The organism is Rhizobium sp. 007 (genome assembly GCF_015353075.1).
GTDB lineage: Bacteria > Pseudomonadota > Alphaproteobacteria > Rhizobiales > Rhizobiaceae > Rhizobium.
Map to the genome: position 1 here is coordinate 4,133,598 of NZ_CP064187.1, position 16,286 is coordinate 4,149,883.

General features: G+C 59.2%; 14 protein-coding genes, 1 tRNA gene and 1 pseudogene. 12 read left to right on the top strand and 4 right to left on the bottom strand.

Features of this window, described 5'->3' with window-relative positions; translation table 11 throughout:
* Positions 1–5: 5 nt before the first annotated feature.
* Positions 6–1,061, bottom strand: a complete 1,056-nt coding sequence (gene mepA, locus ISN39_RS20115) for a penicillin-insensitive murein endopeptidase (RefSeq protein ID WP_194728641.1) — start codon at positions 1,059–1,061, stop codon at positions 6–8.
* Between the two features lie 296 nt (positions 1,062–1,357).
* Here mepA and ISN39_RS20120 point away from each other — a divergent pair, with 296 nt between their 5' ends.
* The 7 genes from ISN39_RS20120 to pncB all read left to right on the top strand — a co-directional run bounded on the left by ISN39_RS20120 (position 1,358) and on the right by pncB (position 10,109).
* Complete coding sequence (locus ISN39_RS20120) at positions 1,358–3,193, top strand: extracellular solute-binding protein (RefSeq protein WP_194728642.1); 1,836 nt, start codon at positions 1,358–1,360, stop codon at positions 3,191–3,193.
* A 147-nt stretch (positions 3,194–3,340) separates the two neighbouring features.
* Positions 3,341–4,426: a microcin C ABC transporter permease YejB gene (locus ISN39_RS20125; protein ID WP_074066252.1), complete on the top strand. Its 1,086-nt coding sequence runs from the start codon at positions 3,341–3,343 to the stop codon at positions 4,424–4,426.
* Complete coding sequence (locus ISN39_RS20130) at positions 4,426–5,574, top strand: ABC transporter permease (RefSeq protein ID WP_194728643.1); 1,149 nt, start codon at positions 4,426–4,428, stop codon at positions 5,572–5,574. The genes ISN39_RS20125 and ISN39_RS20130 overlap by 1 nt, the downstream gene beginning before the upstream one ends.
* Positions 5,571–7,208, top strand: coding sequence for an ABC transporter ATP-binding protein (locus ISN39_RS20135; protein WP_194728644.1), 1,638 nt, complete (start codon positions 5,571–5,573; stop codon positions 7,206–7,208). The genes ISN39_RS20130 and ISN39_RS20135 overlap by 4 nt, the downstream gene beginning before the upstream one ends.
* Positions 7,209–7,216: 8 nt before the next feature.
* Positions 7,217–8,176: a glyoxylate/hydroxypyruvate reductase A gene (locus tag ISN39_RS20140; RefSeq protein WP_194728645.1), complete on the top strand. Its 960-nt coding sequence runs from the start codon at positions 7,217–7,219 to the stop codon at positions 8,174–8,176.
* Positions 8,177–8,273: 97 nt separating this feature from the next.
* Positions 8,274–8,639 (top strand): hypothetical protein, encoded by a 366-nt coding sequence (locus ISN39_RS20145; protein WP_194728646.1) that lies wholly within the window; start codon positions 8,274–8,276, stop codon positions 8,637–8,639.
* Positions 8,640–8,804: 165 nt separating this feature from the next.
* Positions 8,805–10,109 (top strand): nicotinate phosphoribosyltransferase, encoded by a 1,305-nt coding sequence (gene pncB / locus ISN39_RS20150; protein WP_074066257.1) that lies wholly within the window; start codon positions 8,805–8,807, stop codon positions 10,107–10,109.
* Between the two features lie 6 nt (positions 10,110–10,115).
* Here the strand turns inward: pncB and ISN39_RS20155 are convergent, their stop codons facing one another.
* Together ISN39_RS20155 and ISN39_RS20160 are read right to left on the bottom strand one after the other, a co-directional pair.
* On the bottom strand, positions 10,116–11,087 hold the full coding sequence (locus ISN39_RS20155) for a DUF72 domain-containing protein (RefSeq protein ID WP_194728647.1): 972 nt from the start codon (positions 11,085–11,087) through the stop codon (positions 10,116–10,118).
* 54 nt (positions 11,088–11,141) lie between these two features.
* Positions 11,142–11,333, bottom strand: coding sequence for a DUF2735 domain-containing protein (locus tag ISN39_RS20160; RefSeq protein WP_039846570.1), 192 nt, complete (start codon positions 11,331–11,333; stop codon positions 11,142–11,144).
* A 408-nt stretch (positions 11,334–11,741) separates the two neighbouring features.
* On the opposite strand from ISN39_RS20160, the gene ISN39_RS20165 reads away from it, so the two are divergent.
* Both ISN39_RS20165 and ISN39_RS20170 read left to right on the top strand, forming a co-directional pair.
* A complete protein-coding gene (locus ISN39_RS20165) occupies positions 11,742–12,782 on the top strand; it encodes a glutamine synthetase beta-grasp domain-containing protein (RefSeq protein ID WP_074066260.1) in 1,041 nt (346 codons plus the stop codon).
* A 115-nt stretch (positions 12,783–12,897) separates the two neighbouring features.
* A complete protein-coding gene (locus ISN39_RS20170) occupies positions 12,898–14,142 on the top strand; it encodes a DUF763 domain-containing protein (protein ID WP_194728648.1) in 1,245 nt (414 codons plus the stop codon).
* A 41-nt stretch (positions 14,143–14,183) separates the two neighbouring features.
* Here the strand turns inward: ISN39_RS20170 and ISN39_RS20175 are convergent.
* A tRNA-Ser gene (locus ISN39_RS20175) sits at positions 14,184–14,273 on the bottom strand.
* A 223-nt stretch (positions 14,274–14,496) separates the two neighbouring features.
* Between ISN39_RS20175 and ISN39_RS20180 the strand changes: the two genes are divergently transcribed.
* The 3 genes and pseudogenes from ISN39_RS20180 to ISN39_RS20185 all read left to right on the top strand — a co-directional run bounded on the left by ISN39_RS20180 (position 14,497) and on the right by ISN39_RS20185 (position 16,278).
* Entirely contained in the window at positions 14,497–14,814 is a 318-nt protein-coding gene (locus ISN39_RS20180; protein WP_194730265.1) for a hypothetical protein, read from the top strand.
* A gap of 97 nt (positions 14,815–14,911) precedes the next feature.
* Positions 14,912–15,058 (top strand): annotated as a pseudogene (locus tag ISN39_RS36495) (peptide-methionine (S)-S-oxide reductase); the annotation flags it as partial.
* A 227-nt stretch (positions 15,059–15,285) separates the two neighbouring features.
* The gene (locus ISN39_RS20185; RefSeq protein WP_022713296.1) at positions 15,286–16,278 is read left to right on the top strand and encodes a BMP family ABC transporter substrate-binding protein; all 993 of its coding nucleotides are present in this window, start codon (positions 15,286–15,288) and stop codon (positions 16,276–16,278) included.
* The last annotated feature ends 8 nt before the right edge of the window (positions 16,279–16,286 follow it).

The window sequence follows — 16,286 nt, forward strand, 5'->3', positions numbered from 1 at the left end:
CACTCTTATTGCACCAAGGGCTTGTCGGTGGGGACCGGACCAACGGCAGGAAGAAGGTCTCCGGCTGCTGCCGGTACGGCCGGTGCGACTGTCAGGGCGGTTGCGGCTGAGCCGCCATCAGTCGTCGCCATGGATGCAGCGGCCGGCGCATCCAGAACGGCGGCGCAAGATTTGGGAAGATCGGACACCATCATTTCGCGCGGGGGCTTAGGTGGCCGGGCATTGGGCTTCGGTGCGGCCCACGGCTCCTTGGTGAACCACCAGGCCAGCGACTTGCCGCAGCCATCGCCGTCGGTAATTGGCGCTTGCGGCTTGCAGGCCGCAGCGCCCGGCGGGCATTTCATACGAATGTGGAAATGCGAATCGTGGCCGTAAATCGGGCGCAGCTTGCCGAGGTTCGTGCGGTCGCCCGTCCAGGTATCGCACATCTTTTTCTTGATTGCGGGGTTGACGAAAATGCGCTCCACCTCCGGATAGCTTGCCGCAAGCATCAACAGTTTGGCATGGGATTGCGTCCAGACCTTGGGGTCGATTGTCAGGAACTTCCCCTTCTGCAGCGTCGTGGTGAAGGGAAGATCTTCGCGCTCCTGCGCCGTCATCCGGCGTGAAGGCATCGGCGTCAGCCAGACGTCGGCATCGAGGCCGATCTGATGCGAGGCGTGGCCGTTAAACATCGGCCCGCCGCGAGGTTGGGCAATATCGCCGACCAGCAGCCCCGGCCAGCCGATCTTCAGTTGCGCATCGCGGGACAATTGCTCAAGCAATGCAATCATCGCCGGATCGCCCCAACGGCGGTTGCGGGAAAGGCGCATCGCCTGCCATGTCGGACCATCCACGGGCAAGGCAACGCCGCCCAGCATGCACCCTTTCGAATAAAAGCCGATCGGTTTGGCCGGGCCCTGCGCGGGCAGCGAAGCCGAACCGAAGAGCGCTTTGGCGCTGCCGGGACTCGGCTGTTTCTGCTGTGCTCCCGCATCGCCCGCAATCAGGCTTGCACCGATAATACCCGCCAAAGCGAGTCTGCCGATTGTCTGGAAAGGCGGAGCGAGGCGGAATGTCATGCGGTATCCTGAATGTCTGCCGGAGTGATTTGCGTCGAATCTACCGTGAAAAGCAATTTTGGTGAATCGATGTTCTGCCAGCAGGGTCGGGATGGCATTCGTGGAGCGGGCGATCCGCAGCTCGTCTCGGAACTGCGCGGCATACTGCGAAGGCGGCTTGAGGAAGCCGCGCCCTAACGGCTGCCATCCGGTCAAAATTTTGCGAGATGGCCGAAAACTGCACACTCTCCTGTTTTTTGCCCCTATTTCCCGTATTCTCTTCTCGGTGAAAGCTAAAATAACATGGGGTTTGGTGAATGGTATCGTTGAGGGCGAAGCTTGTTTTATGCGCCGTGGGTTCCGCACTGTTTGCATGGAGTGCCGGCGCGCAGGATGCGGATGGATGGCGGACCGGTATCTCCACCGTCGGCGACCTGAAGCATCCGTCCGGCTTTGCCCATTACGACTATGTCAATCCGCAGGCGCCGAAGGGCGGAACCCTTCGTCTATCCGACGAAGGTAGCTTCGATACGCTCAATCCCCTTCTAGCTAAGGGAGAGGCAGGCGCCGGACTAGCTCTCGTTTTCGAAACGCTGATGACGCCTGCGCTCGATGAAGTCTCGTCGAGTTATGGCCTGCTTGCAGAGGCGGTAAAGTATCCGGACGACATGTCTTCCGCGACTTTTCGCCTTCGAGCCGAGGCAAAGTGGGCGGATGGTCAGCCTGTGACTCCTGAGGACGTGGTCTTCAGTTTCCAGCAGGCGACGAAGAACGACCCGCAGCAGGAATTTTATTACCGGCATGTCAAATCCGTCGAAAAGACGGGCGAGCGCGAAGTCACCTTCCAGTTCGATGAGGCGAATAATCGCGAATTGCCGCAGATCGTCGGGCAGCTCGTCGTCGTTCCTGAGCATTGGTGGAAGGCGAATGGGCCGGACGGCAAGCCGCGCGATATCTCGCGAACGACGCTGGAAATACCGATGGGTTCTGGCCCCTACAAAATAGCCTCTGTCGCACCCGGCTCCACCATCCGCTATCAATTGCGGGACGACTATTGGGGCAAGAACCTGAACGTAAACATCGGCCAGAACAACTTTGGCGCCATCGAATACACCTATTATGCGGATCGTGACGTGATGTTCGAGGCTTTCCGCTCCGGTAATACCGACTACTGGTGGGAAAATGCCGCAAAGCGCTGGGCAACAGCCTACAATTTTCCGGCCGTTTCCGACGGGCGTGTAAAGCGCGAGGAAGTCGAAAACGAAATGCGCACGGTCGGGGTGATGGTGGGCTTTATCTTCAACCTTCGCCGGGAAAAATTCGCCGACGAGCGCGTGCGCCAAGCGCTGAACTACGCCTTTGATTTCGAGGAGCTGAAACGAACTATTTTTTACGGCTCGTACGACCGTATCGACAGTTTCTTCTTCCGCACCGAGCTTGCTTCTTCCGGACTTCCGGAAGGAAGAGAGCTGGAAATTCTCAATGAAGTAAAGGATCTCGTTCCGCCGAAGGTCTTCACGGAGCCCTACAAAAACCCCGTCAACGGCGATCCGGCAAGACTGCGCGACAATCTCCGTACAGCGATCGGCATGCTCAAGAATGCGGGCTACGAACTGAAAGGCAGCCGGATGATGAGCGTCAAAACCGGCCAGGCGCTTTCCTTCGAAATATTGCTGAACGGCCCGACGATCGAGCCTATAGCGCTGTCTTTCTCCCAAAATCTGCGGAAAATTGGCATCGAGGCGACAGTTCGCAGCATCGAGCCCTCGCAGTTTACCAACCGCTGGCGGTCGCGGGATTTCGACGTGATCTACAGCGGATGGGGGGAGTCGATGAACCCCGGTAACGAACAGGCCGAGTATTGGGGCTCGGATGCCGCAAAACGCGATGGCTCACAGAACTATAGCGGCATCAGCGATCCCGGTATCGACGCGCTGGTGAAGAAAGTGATTTTTGCCAAGAATCGCGAGGATCTGGTAGCCGCGACCAAGGCGCTGGACCGGGTTCTGCTGGCCCACCACATCGTCGTTCCGAGTTATGGCTCCAGAACTTCGCGGGTTGCCTACTGGAACGGGATCACACACCCACCCGAGCTGCCTGAATACTCGCTTGGAATGCCCTCCGTCTGGTGGTCGGCGAATGCCGGCAAGTGAAGACGTCTTGCCATTCCGGCCGGGAAGCGTTCACAGTGAACCCGCGAATCAAGGACGGGTTCGCGACAGAATGATTGAAAGGAAGATCGCATTGGGGAAGCTTGGACGCCGTAAGACGGTGATCGCCCGCGGGACTGGCAAGCGTTAATGGGAGCTTACGTACTTCGACGCCTGCTTCTGATGATACCGACGATTATCGGCATCATGGCAATTTCGTTTACAGTCATCCAGTTCGCACCGGGCGGCCCTGTCGAGCAGGTCATCGCGCAGTTGACCGGCCAGGCAGATGGTGCCGACCAGCGCCTCTCCGGCGGCGGGGATGCCGGACAGCAGTTCGATGACAGTGGTTCCAGTTACCGCGGCGCCCAGGGCCTGGATCCGGAACTGATCGCCAAGCTCGAGAAGCAGTTCGGCTTCGACAAGCCGCCGCTGACGCGCTTTCTGGAAATGATGTGGAACTACATCCGTTTCGATTTCGGCGAGAGCTTCTTCCGCAATACCTCCGTGCTCGATCTGATCAAGGAAAAGCTGCCGGTCTCGGTCTCGCTCGGCATCTGGATCATGATCTTTTCGTATGCCATCTCCATTCCGCTTGGCATCCGCAAGGCGGTGAAGGATGGCTCGACCTTCGACGTGTGGACGTCCGGCGTCATTATCGTCGGTTACGCCGTGCCGAGCTTCCTATTCGGTATCCTGCTGATCGTGCTTTTCGCCGGCGGCTCGTTCTATGACTGGTTTCCGCTCCGCGGACTGGTGTCGGATAACTTCGACCAACTCGCCTGGTGGCAAAAGCCGCTCGATTATTTCTGGCACCTGACGCTGCCACTGATCTCGCTCTCGCTTTCCGCCTTCGCGACGACGACACTGCTGACGAAGAATTCCTTCATCGAGGAGATCAAGAAGCAATACGTCACGACCGCCCGAGCCAAGGGGTTGAATGAGCGGCAGGTGCTTTATGGTCATGTCTTCCGCAATGCCATGCTGATCATTATCGCCAGTTTTCCGGGCGCCTTCATTTCCGCCTTCTTCACCGGTTCGCTGCTGATCGAGAATATCTTCTCGCTCGACGGACTCGGCCGCCTCGGCTATCTCTCGGTCGTCAATCGCGATTATCCCATCGTCTTTGCGACACTCTATATCTTCTCGCTGCTTGGCCTTTTCGTCAGCCTGCTCTCCGACCTGATCTATACCTGGATCGACCCGCGCATCGATTTCGAGCGGAGGGATGTCTGATGGATACGGCTGCCAATCCGACGTCTGTCACGCCAGTCAAGCCGCCGCGCAAGGGCCTGCTTTCCCCAACGAACATCCGCCGCTGGCGGAATTTCAAGGCAAACCGACGCGGCTACTGGTCTTTCTGGCTGTTCATGGTGCTGTTCGTCCTCACCCTGTTTTCGGAATTCATCGCCAACGACAAGCCGATCATCGCATCCTACAAGGGTGAAATCCTGTTTCCGGTGCTGGTGGATTATCCGGAGGAAAAGTTCGGCGGCTTCCTGGCGGAAACGGATTACCGCTCCGATGTGATCGCCGATGAGATCAAAGCCAATGGCTGGATGATCTGGCCGCCGATCCATTATTCCTATCGATCGGTGAATTCCAACATCCCGCATTCCGCGCCGACGCCGCCGTTCTGGCTGATGAGCAAGGAGGAGCGCTGCTCCGGCTATCCGCAAGGCGTCAACGACCCCGATTGCAACTACGGCAATCTCAACTGGCTCGGAACCGACGACCAGGCGCGCGACGTGCTGGCGCGTATCATCTACGGGTTTCGCGTTTCCGTGCTCTTCGGCTTGGTATTGACCATCTGCTCGGCAGTTGTCGGCGTAACGGCCGGCGCCGTGCAAGGCTATTTCGGCGGTTGGACGGACCTGCTTCTGCAGCGCTTCATCGAGATATGGTCGTCGATGCCTGTGCTCTACATCTTGCTGATCATCGCCGCGATCCTGCCGCCGGGCTTTTTTGTGCTGCTCGGCATCATGCTCCTCTTCTCCTGGGTGGGGTTCGTCGGTGTCGTGCGCGCGGAGTTCTTGCGCGCCCGCAACTTCGAATATGTCCGCGCCGCCCGCGCGCTCGGTGTCAATAACCGGACGATCATGTGGCGCCATATGCTGCCGAACGCCATGGTGGCGACCCTGACGTTCCTGCCCTTCATCCTGTCCGGCTCGATCACGACGCTCACTTCGCTCGACTTCCTGGGCTTCGGCATGCCGCCCGGCTCGCCGTCGCTCGGCGAGATGATCGCGCAGGGCAAGGCCAATCTTCAGGCGCCATGGCTGGGGCTGGCGGCCTTCTTCACCATGTCGATCATGCTTTCCCTGCTGATCTTCATCGGCGAGGCCGTGCGCGACGCGTTTGACCCGAGAAAGACCTTCGCATGAGCCAGATGCCTGAACCACTTCTGTCCGTCCGCGATCTTTCCGTCGCCTTCCATCAAAGCGGTGAAACATCGCTGGCTGTCGATCGCATCTCCTTCGACATCAAGAAGGGCGAGGTCGTCGCGCTGGTCGGCGAATCCGGGTCGGGCAAGTCCGTCTCCGCAAATTCCATCCTGCGGCTTTTGCCTTATCCTGCAGCAAGCCATCCGACTGGCGAAATCTTCTTCAAGGGCAAGGATTTACTCAAGGCATCGGAGAAGGCGCTGCGCGAGGTGCGCGGCAACGACATCACGATGATCTTCCAGGAGCCGATGACCTCGCTCAATCCGCTTCACACGATCGAAAAGCAGATCGCCGAAATCCTCGATCTGCACCAGGGCGTGACGGGCCAGGCGGCCCGCACGCGGGTGCTGGAACTCTTGAACCAAGTCGGCATCCGCGAGCCGGAAAAGCGGCTGAAAGCCTATCCGCACGAGCTTTCCGGCGGCCAGCGCCAGCGCGTCATGATCGCGATGGCACTCGCCAACCGGCCCGAACTGCTGATCGCCGACGAGCCGACGACGGCGCTCGATGTCACGGTCCAGGCACAGATATTGGACCTGCTGCGCAAGCTGAAAGGCGCGCACGGCATGTCGCTGCTCTTCATCACCCATGATCTCGGCATCGTCCGCAAATTCGCTGATCGCGTCTGCGTCATGACCAAAGGCAGGATTGTCGAGACGGGCACGGTCGAAGAGGTCTTCAGCAATCCGAAGCATGACTACACGCGCCATCTGCTCGCCGCGGAGCCGCGCGGCGAGCCACCTGTTGCCGATCCGTCCAAGCCGTTGGTGATGGAGGGCTCCGACATCCGGGTCTGGTTCCCGATCAAGGCCGGATTGATGCGCAGGGTTGTTGACCATGTGAAGGCTGTCGACGGCATCGATCTCTCGCTGCGCGCCGGCCAGACGCTCGGGGTTGTCGGCGAATCCGGCTCGGGCAAGACGACGCTTGGCCTGGCGCTCACCCGGCTGATTTCCTCCAAGGGGCGCATCAGCTTCGTCGGCAAGGATATAGCGGACTTTTCGTTCACCGAAATGCGGCCGCTGCGCAACCAGCTTCAGGTCGTATTCCAGGATCCTTACGGCTCGCTCAGTCCGCGCATGTCGGTCGGAGATATCATCGCGGAAGGGCTGAAAGTGCATGAGCGCTCGCAGTCGCATGAAGAACGGGACCAGCGCGTCTGCTGGGCGCTGGAAGAGGTTGGCCTCGACCCGCTGACCCGCTGGCGCTATCCGCACGAATTCTCCGGCGGCCAGCGTCAGCGTATCGCGATTGCCCGCGCCATGGTGCTGAAGCCGCGCTTCGTCATGCTCGACGAGCCGACATCGGCGCTCGACATGAGCGTCCAAGCGCAGGTCGTCGATCTGTTGCGCGACCTGCAAAAGAAGCACGATCTGGCCTACCTCTTCATCAGCCACGACCTGAAGGTCGTCAAGGCGCTCGCCAACGACGTCATCGTCATGCGTTTCGGCAAGGTGGTGGAGCAGGGGCCGTCTGCAGAAATTTTTCGCGCGCCGAAAGACGACTACACCAAGGCGCTGATGGCAGCCGCTTTCAATATCGAGGCAGTGCCGACGCCTGCCGTCCAGCAGTAAAAAAGATCATGCCCGCAAGACCTCCTGTTCTCATCGATTTGAAGTTCAACCCCGAAGGCATCGCCCGTATTCTGAAAACCGCCTTTCCGGATCGAGGCAGCATCAATCTTGCCGATCCGGCGGCCAAAAGCCGCGATTTGAGCGCGATCGACTATGCGTTGCTATGGAAGCCGGATACCGACCTGTTCGAACGCGCACCGAACTTGAAGGTCATCTTCTCGGGCGGTGCCGGCGTCGATAGCTTCATGAACCTTTCGGGGTTGCCGGACGTGCCGATCGTTCGCTTCGTCGACAGCAGCCTGACGGTTCGCATGAGCGAATGGGTGGTGCTGCAGTGCCTGATGCACCTGCGCCAGCAGCGCGAACATGACCGGCATCAGCGCGATCGGATCTGGAGCCAGATGGCGCCGCCGGAAGCTGCGGAAATCACCGTTGGCGTTATGGGACTTGGGGTATTGGGGCAGGATGCCGTTCGCAAGCTGAAGGTCATGGGCTTCAACGTCATTGGCTGGTCGCGAAGCCGCAAACGGCTTGAGGGGATCGAAACCTTCGATGCAAGCGAACTCGATACCTTCCTGTCGAAGACCGATTTCCTCGTTGGCCTGCTGCCGCTAACGCCGGAAACCACGGGCCTTTATAATGCGCGGCTGTTTGCGAAGCTCCGTCGGGGCGGTGCACTCGGAAAGCCGGTCTTCATCAATGCCGGCCGCGGCAGGAGCCAGGTGCAACGCGACATCGTTGCGGCGATTGAAAGCGGTGTGCTCGGCGGCGCATCGCTCGACGTCTTCGAGGTCGAGCCGCTTCCGGCGGACGATCCGCTCTGGGGTTTGGAGTGTGTCTTCATAACCCCGCATGATGCCGCAATCTCCGAAGAGAATGCGCTCTTCCGCCATGTCGAGGCACAGATCGCCCGCTACGAGCGCGGTCAGTCGCTGGAGTTCGTGGTGGACCGGAAGGCAGGCTACTAAGGCGGGGTGGAACCATGCCGCCGCATAGCCGTTGCTCCTACCGACAGTTCTAACGCGGGCCGGCATACGGCCCGCGAGACATCGAAGGGAGACGAAGATGGCTCGTCAGATGGAAAAGGGCTGGGAAAACGCCGATGGAAAGCGGCATGCCGAAGAGCAGATCTCTGCGGTGAAGGCAAAGCAGGGCCGCACCGGTGCCCGCATCCTGATGGTTCTGGTCGTTGCGCTCATTCTTGCATTCGTCGTTTGGATACCGGTCGAGATCTGGGGCAACCGCGAAGCCGATGAAGTAGCGCCACAGCAGCCCGGTCAGGAAATGCAGTCCCAGTCGCCGGCACCGGCTGCGCCGCCAACCACGCAAAATGGCGGTGCGGTTCCCACGGAGACGCCGAATACGCAGCCGGCACCGAACGCTGAGCCCGTGACGCCTGCCACACCAGCGCCGTCTCAGCCGGCGCAATAGGCTTCAGTCCAAGGCGATCATTGAAAGAGGCCCTGCCGCCTGGCTGCGGCGGGGCTTTTATTTGCGCTGGACATTACCCGCTGATTTTTCGATAAGAAGGCGCACGAGCCGGTCGTCGTGTGCTGGCCTTTTGCGGCACCCGACCGGATTGGGACGGGATGGAGCATGGCCAAGACAGATATTGCAAGGCGCGTTTACAATCACGCCTGGAAGCTTGATCCCATCGTCCGTAGCCTCATCGATACGGACTTCTACAAGCTTCTGATGCTGCAAATGATCTGGAAGCTTTATCCGGATGTCAGCACCACATTCACGCTCATCAACCGCACCAAGCGCGTCCGTCTCGCCGAGGAGATCGACGAGGGGGAACTGCGCGCTCAGCTCGATCATGCCCGCACGCTGCGGCTCTCCAAGAAGGAGATGATCTGGCTCGCCGGTAACAGTTTTTATGGCCGTGCGCAGATTTTCGAGCCGGAGTTCCTCGCCTGGCTATCTCATTTCCAGCTGCCGGAATACGAGCTGTCGAAGAAGGACGGCCAGTACGTGCTCGATTTCCATGGCTCGTGGAAAGAGACGACGATGTGGGAAATCCCGGCGCTTGCGATTATCAACGAGATGCGCTCGCGTTCGGCGATGAAGGCGCTCGGACCCTTCACGCTTGATGTGCTTTATGCACGTGCCAAAGCCAAGATGTGGGCAAAGGTAGAGCGGCTGCGCGAATTGCCTGGCCTGCGTATCTCCGATTTCGGCACACGCCGCCGCCACAGCTTTCTGTGGCAACGCTGGTGCGTTGAGGCACTGAAGGAAGGTATCGGCCCTGCTTTCACCGGCACAAGCAATGTATTGCTCGCTATGGATTCCGATTTGGAAGCGGTAGGAACGAACGCCCACGAGCTGCCGATGGTAGCCGCCGCACTTGCCGACACCGACGAGGAGTTGCGCAACGCGCCCTACAAGATCCTGCGGGATTGGAACAGGCTCTACGGCGGCAACCTCTTGATCGTCCTGCCGGATGCCTTCGGCACCGCGGCCTTCCTGCGTGACGCGCCCGAGTGGGTCGCTGATTGGACCGGCTTCCGCCCGGACAGTGCGCCGCCGATCGAGGGCGGCGAGAAGATCATCGATTGGTGGAAGAAAATGGGCCGCGATCCGCGCCAGAAGCTGCTGATTTTCTCGGATGGACTCGATGTTGACGCGATCATCGATACCTACAAGCACTTCGAGGGCCGTGTTCGCATGAGCTTCGGCTGGGGCACCAACCTGACCAACGATTTTGCGGGCTGCGCGCCGACCGAAATTTCCGGCCTCAACCCAATCTCGATCGTCTGCAAGGTCAGCGAGGCAAACGGCCGCCCCGCGGTCAAGCTCTCCGACAATCCTCATAAGGCAACCGGAGACCCGAAAGAGGTCGAGCGTTACCTCAAATTCTTCGGCGCGGAGGACCGCACTGAGCAGACGGTTCTCGTCTGATGAAGGTTACGGGGAGGGCCAGTGCGGCCTCGCCTCCTCCTTTTCGCTCCGCCGGCTTTTTCTGCGTGGTTTTGTTGACATGGCCGCTTCCTCAAATGGCGTGGCAACGCCAAGCCTCTCGGCAAGCGAGCGTGCATCTGTCGGCGCGCAAACCTTCACGTCGTTGTCGAAATAGACGAAGACGTCACGGCCTTTGGCTGACGTCTTGAGCGGCGGCAGTACGCGATTGGCATCTTCCGGCTCGTGTCCGCGCGCCCATGCCGCGATACGTTTGGCCCATGCATCGAGCGCCGCATCGTCGTATCCGCTGACATAAAGCTCCTCGGATCCATGAAGGCGGCAATAGACGAAGTCGGCAGTGACATCCATCAGAAGCGGCCATTCGACCGTGTCGGCGCAGACGAGCCCCACGTGATGTTTTCGCAGCAGTTCGATGAATTCCTTGGCGCAAAAACTGTCGTGGCGAATTTCCAGCGCGTGACGAAGCGGCTGCTGCACATCGCTTTCCAGCCAGTCACGGCCGTTCAGCCGGTCATCATGCCGCTTTGCAAGTTTTGCCGCGTCATCCGTATCTTTCGGCAGCATTGCCAGAAATCGCGCGAAAAGTTCTGCGTCGAATTTCATGGTCGGCGGAAACTGCCAAAGAATGGGGCCGAGCTTTGGCCCCAGCCGCAGGAGGCCGGACGCCATGAAATTGGCAAGCGGCGTCTCGACGTCGCGAAGCCGCTTCAGATGCGTGATGTAGCGTGAACCTTTAACGGCGAAGACAAAGCCGTCGGGTGTCGCCTCCCGCCAGCGCGCGAAGGCGTCAGGCTTTTGCAATCCGTAAAACGTGCCGTTGATTTCAACGGAGGCAAAACTGCGCGCGGCAAAATGCAATTCGCGCTTCTGCGGCAGGCGCTCAGGATAAAATACCCCGCGCCACGGCGCATAGGTCCAGCCGGATATGCCGATACGGATGGTGCCGTTCCTTGCCATGAAAGACAAACTGACCGCGCGGCCGCTTGTTCCCCCGCCGCGTCGGTCAGATATTCAGGCTTGCGGTTTTCGCTTTTCTTCAGCTTCGCGGATGGCGTCTTCGTGGTACCAGGTATCGAAGGCGGCGTCGCAGACATCGGGATCGATGTCGAGCGGCTGGCGCGCACCAAAGCGTTCGTCCGACCTGCGGAATTTTACTGGGAACTGATAGATCTTCGCGGTTTCGCGATGGACATTTGCTGGCATCAAATTGCCTTCCATTATCTTCGCACACCGGTTACCCGGATATTTATAGTAACAGAGTGCACATCATTTGCGCAAATCGCCTAAAAAAGCGCCAATAACTGTGGGATTCATAAGCATTTGATAAATCGAATAAAATGCCCCGCAATGCCTGCATCTTTTTGAGGCGTTGGGTGTAGATCAAAAAAACGTCCCGCGCGCCGATGAGTTCCATGGCCCTAAACCCTCGCTTTCGTTGAAAGTTGACGATTGTCTGAAGGTTGATTCCCGCCGCCGTCTCATGGCAGTCCTTTATGTCTACTCGAAACTGGCACGCCACGTGCTTGGTATCTGGCATCCGGTGGTGATCAAGCACGCGCTTAGCGGTCGCTTCGGAAATTGCTCACACCCTTACGTTTGAGAGACTGGCCAATGACAAAGTATAAGCTCGAATACATCTGGCTCGACGGTTACACACCGACGCCGAACCTGCGCGGCAAAACGCAGATTAAGGAATTTGACGCGTTTCCTGCTCTTGAGCAGCTTCCGCTCTGGGGCTTTGATGGTTCCTCCACGATGCAGGCCGAAGGCCGCAGCTCCGATTGCGTGCTGAAGCCTGTTGCCGTCTACCCGGACCCGGCCCGTAGCAACGGCGCTCTCGTCATGTGCGAAGTCATGATGCCCGATGGCGTCACGCCGCATCCGTCGAACAGCCGCGCAACCATCCTTGATGATGAAGACGCCTGGTTCGGCTTTGAGCAGGAATACTTCTTCTACGAGAATGGCCGTCCGCTCGGCTTCCCGGAGCAGGGTTACCCGGCTCCGCAGGGTCCGTACTACACCGGTGTCGGCTACAAGAACGTCGGCAGCGTTGCTCGCGAAATCGTTGAAGAGCATCTCGACCTCTGCCTGGCTGCTGGCATCAACCACGAAGGCATCAATGCCGAAGTGGCCAAGGGCCAGTGGGAATTCCAGATCTTCGGCAAGGGCTCCAAGCGCGCCGCCGACCAGATCTGGATGGCTCGCTACCTGCTTCTCCGCCTCTGCGAAAAGTACGGCATCGACATCGAGTTCCACTGCAAGCCGCTCGGCGACACGGACTGGAACGGCTCGGGCATGCATTGCAACTTCTCGACCAAGTTTATGCGTGAAGTCGGCGGCAAGGCCTACTTCGAAGCGCTCATGGCGCAGTTTGACAAGAACCTGCAGGCTCACATCGACGTTTACGGCCCGGACAACCACCTGCGCCTGACCGGCAAGCACGAAACGGCCCCGTGGAACAAGTTCAGCTATGGCGTTGCCGACCGCGGCGCGTCGATCCGCGTTCCGCACTCCTTCGTCAAGAACGACTACAAGGGCTATCTGGAAGATCGCCGCCCGAACTCGCAGGGCTGCCCTTACCAGATCGCTTCGCAGGTCCTGAAGACGATTTCGGAAGTTCCGACTTCCGGCTTCGCTTCGGCTGCTGCCTAAGCCTCAGGCTTTCCTCCCAAGGGCGCCGGTTGCCTCGCAACCGGCGTTTTTTATTTGCCGAAGCGTCTCCAAGGAAAACATTCCTTCACGTCGTCCGCCGCGCTATAGTCGCAGCATGGCACAACGAGCAGGCAGCGCTGATCTTCCATTGCATGGCGGCAGAGTTCCGAAGTGGCTCGGCGAGCGGATGACGAAGCTCGGCGCCGTGATCACCGAAGCAGTCGTGCACCATTATGGCCGGGATGAACTGCTCCGGCGCCTCGCGCATCCCTTTTGGTTCCAGTCTTTCGGTGCCGTGATGGGCATGGATTGGCATTCGTCGGGCATAACCACCAGCGTGCTTGGCGCCCTCAAGCGCGGGCTTACTCCACTTTCAAGCGAGCTTGGCCTGCATGTCTGCGGTGGCCGCGGATCGCATTCGCGCAAGACGCCGGGCGAACTACTTGCGATCGGTGACCGCGTTGGTTTCGACGGCGGGGCGCTCGCGACTGCGAGCAGGCTGGTGGCGAAAGTCGATAGCGCCGCCGTTCAGGATGGCTTTGATCTCTATCTCCATGGCTTCATCGTCACGGATGACGGCAAATGGGTCGTGGTGCAGCAAGGCATGAATGGTGACAAGCGTCAGGCCCGGCGCTATCACTGGCTCTCGGAAGGTCTCGAGAGCTTCGTCAATTCGCCGCACACGGCAATAGAGGGCCGCAGCCAGGGCAATATCATCAATCTGGCCGACAGGCGTGCCGAGCGTTCGCGCACCGGGCAGCTTGATCTTCTAGCAACGCTCGGTCCGGATCGTATTTTGCGCGAAGCGGCAGCCTTGGCATTCGATATCGCAAAGCCCGCGCCGCAGCCCGACCAGCCGCTTCTGCCGCATCTCATCATGCCCGCCCATCACGACGTCCGCGAAAAGGACGTCAACATGAAGCGCCTGCATGGCAATCTTGCAGCCGCCGCCGACCGCGGGCCGGAAGATTTTGAGCAGCTTCTGCTCGTGCCCGGCGTCGGAGCCCGAACGGTACAGGCGCTGGCGATGGTTGCCGAAGTGGTTCATGGTGCGCCCTGCCGCTTTGCCGATCCCGCGCGTTTCTCGCTTGCCCACGGCGGCAAGGACCGGCATCCCTTTCCCGTCCCGCTGAAGGTCTATGATGAGACGATCAAGGTGATGAAGTCGGCCGTGCAGAAGGGCAGGCTCGGCCGCGAGGAGGAACTGCAGGCGCTGAAACGCCTCGACGACCAGTCCCGCCAGCTCGAGCGATATGTCACTGGCCCAGACCTCAAGGAGATCGTCGCCGGCGAATTCCGAAACTCACCCGACTGGGGCGGCAGAAGCGTCTTCGGCTGGGAGGAAGAGGATTCGCCTTAAGGCGCTTCATACGGTAGGAAGTCTTTGATTTTATTAAGAAATGGCGGACAGAGAGGGATTCGAACCCTCGGTACGCTTTCACGTACACACGCGTTCCAGGCGTGCGCCTTAAACCACTCGGCCACCTGTCCATTTGCGTTTCGCACCCGGAGAGGAGCAAATCGTCGGAACGGCGCGATATATACCGATGAATTTTCGCTGATCAACCTAAATCTAACAGTTTTTTGACTTCTTCCGATAAAACTCCGCGCGCGCTGTCCATTGCGCTTTGGCCGTGAGATAATTATTTATTGGCTAGGGTGGAGAATGGCGCGGCTGACCGGAAAATCCGGCGGTAGGGCGTCGGAGGTATTGATGCGTTTCTTGTTGCGTTTGGCTAGCCTTGTCGCGCTTGCTGTAGCCGTGATGGCAGGAACGATCGATTCAATTCAATCCGTTGCGGCGTCGGCAGTCGTGGTAACACCCATGGGCGATGCCTGGCAGGATTTGAGCCCTTCGTCGCTATTGGCACTGCAGTCGTCCGTTTCCTACTATGTGCATCCGCGCTTCTATGCCTTCCTATTCCAATGGCTGATGCTGCAGCCCGCTTTTGCCGTCTTTCTGGTGATCGCGCTGCTGCTTTGGATGATCGGCTATAAGAAGCCGCCGGTGGCGGGCCGCTTTACCGCGTAACAAAACGCGCGGCCCTGGCCTATCAGCTTTGAGGCCCCACATCCACGGCAACGCCGCAACAGCTAGCCACGGCAGAGCGCGTGCGCGACACGTTCCAGAGGCGCTGACGTCGACGATCACCACGGAGATCGCTCCGGTAGGTGAATTCTACTATGCCGAGAACTATTACCAGCAGGATCTGGCGGAAAAGCCGGATGGTTGTTACGGTCTTGACGGAACCGGCGTGAGCTGCCCGATTGGTTCGAAAAATCGCATTCCAGCAGCGCATTTTGCGCAAAAATCAGCCATCTGGACTGATTTTCAGCATCTACGCGGAATTTTTACCAGCCGAAAAATTTCTCGTGAATTTTTCCTTGAGCCATGCAAGGATGCGCGCAGCCAGGCCTCCGGGGGGAGGCCGGTGGTTCCGCAGACATGCCTGCCGAAGGCTTGCGGGAGGACCCAGACAAATAGCAACAATAGGGCTGCACTATGAAAAAAACCCTTCTTTCTTTCCTGGCCGTGGCCGCGATGTCCACGACGGCGCTCGCTGCCGACGTCAAGCCGGCTCTGGTTTACGGCACTGGCGGAAAGTTCGACAAGTCCTTCAACGAAGCAGCCTATAATGGCGCTGAGAAGTTCAAGGCTGAAACCGGCATAGCCTATCGCGACTTCGAGCCGACCGGCGACACACAGGGTGAGCAGGCGATCCGCAACTTCGCAAGCCGCGGTTTCAACCCGGTGGTAGCCGTGTCCTTCGCATGGACCTCGGCAATCGAAAAGGTCGCTGCAGAATTCCCGGACACCAAGTTCATCATCGTTGATTCAGTCGTCGACAAGCCGAATGTCCGCTCGGTCGTCTATAAGGAAGAAGAAGGTTCGTTCCTCGTCGGCGTTCTCGCCGGCATGGCTTCCAAGACCGGTAAGGTCGGGTTCGTCGGCGGCATGGATATTCCTTTGATCCGCAAGTTCGAATGCGGCTATGAGCAGGGCGCCCGTTCCGTCAAGGCGGACATCGAAGTCTTTCAGAACATGACCGGCACAACCGGTGCTGCCTGGAACGACCCGGTTCGTGGCGGCGAGCTCACCAAAAACCAGATCGACCAGGGCGCCGACGTCATTTACGCCGCTGCAGGCGCGACTGGCCTCGGCGTTCTGCAGACGGCTGCCGACAACAAGAAGTTTTCGATCGGCGTCGATTCCAACCAAAACCATCTGCATCCGGGCTCCGTGCTGACCTCGATGGTCAAGCGCGTCGATCTCGCCGTCTACAACGCCTACACCGATACGAAGAACGACAAGTTCACCGGTGGCGTGCAGGCTCTCGGCGTCAAGGAAGACGGCGTCGGCGCTGCGATCGACGATAACAACAAGCCGCTGATCACGCCGGAAATGCAGGCCGCCGTCGACAAGGCAAAGGCTGACATCATCGCAGGAACCATCAAGGTTCACGATTACACGACGGACAACTCTTGCCCGAAGTAATCCGCGAC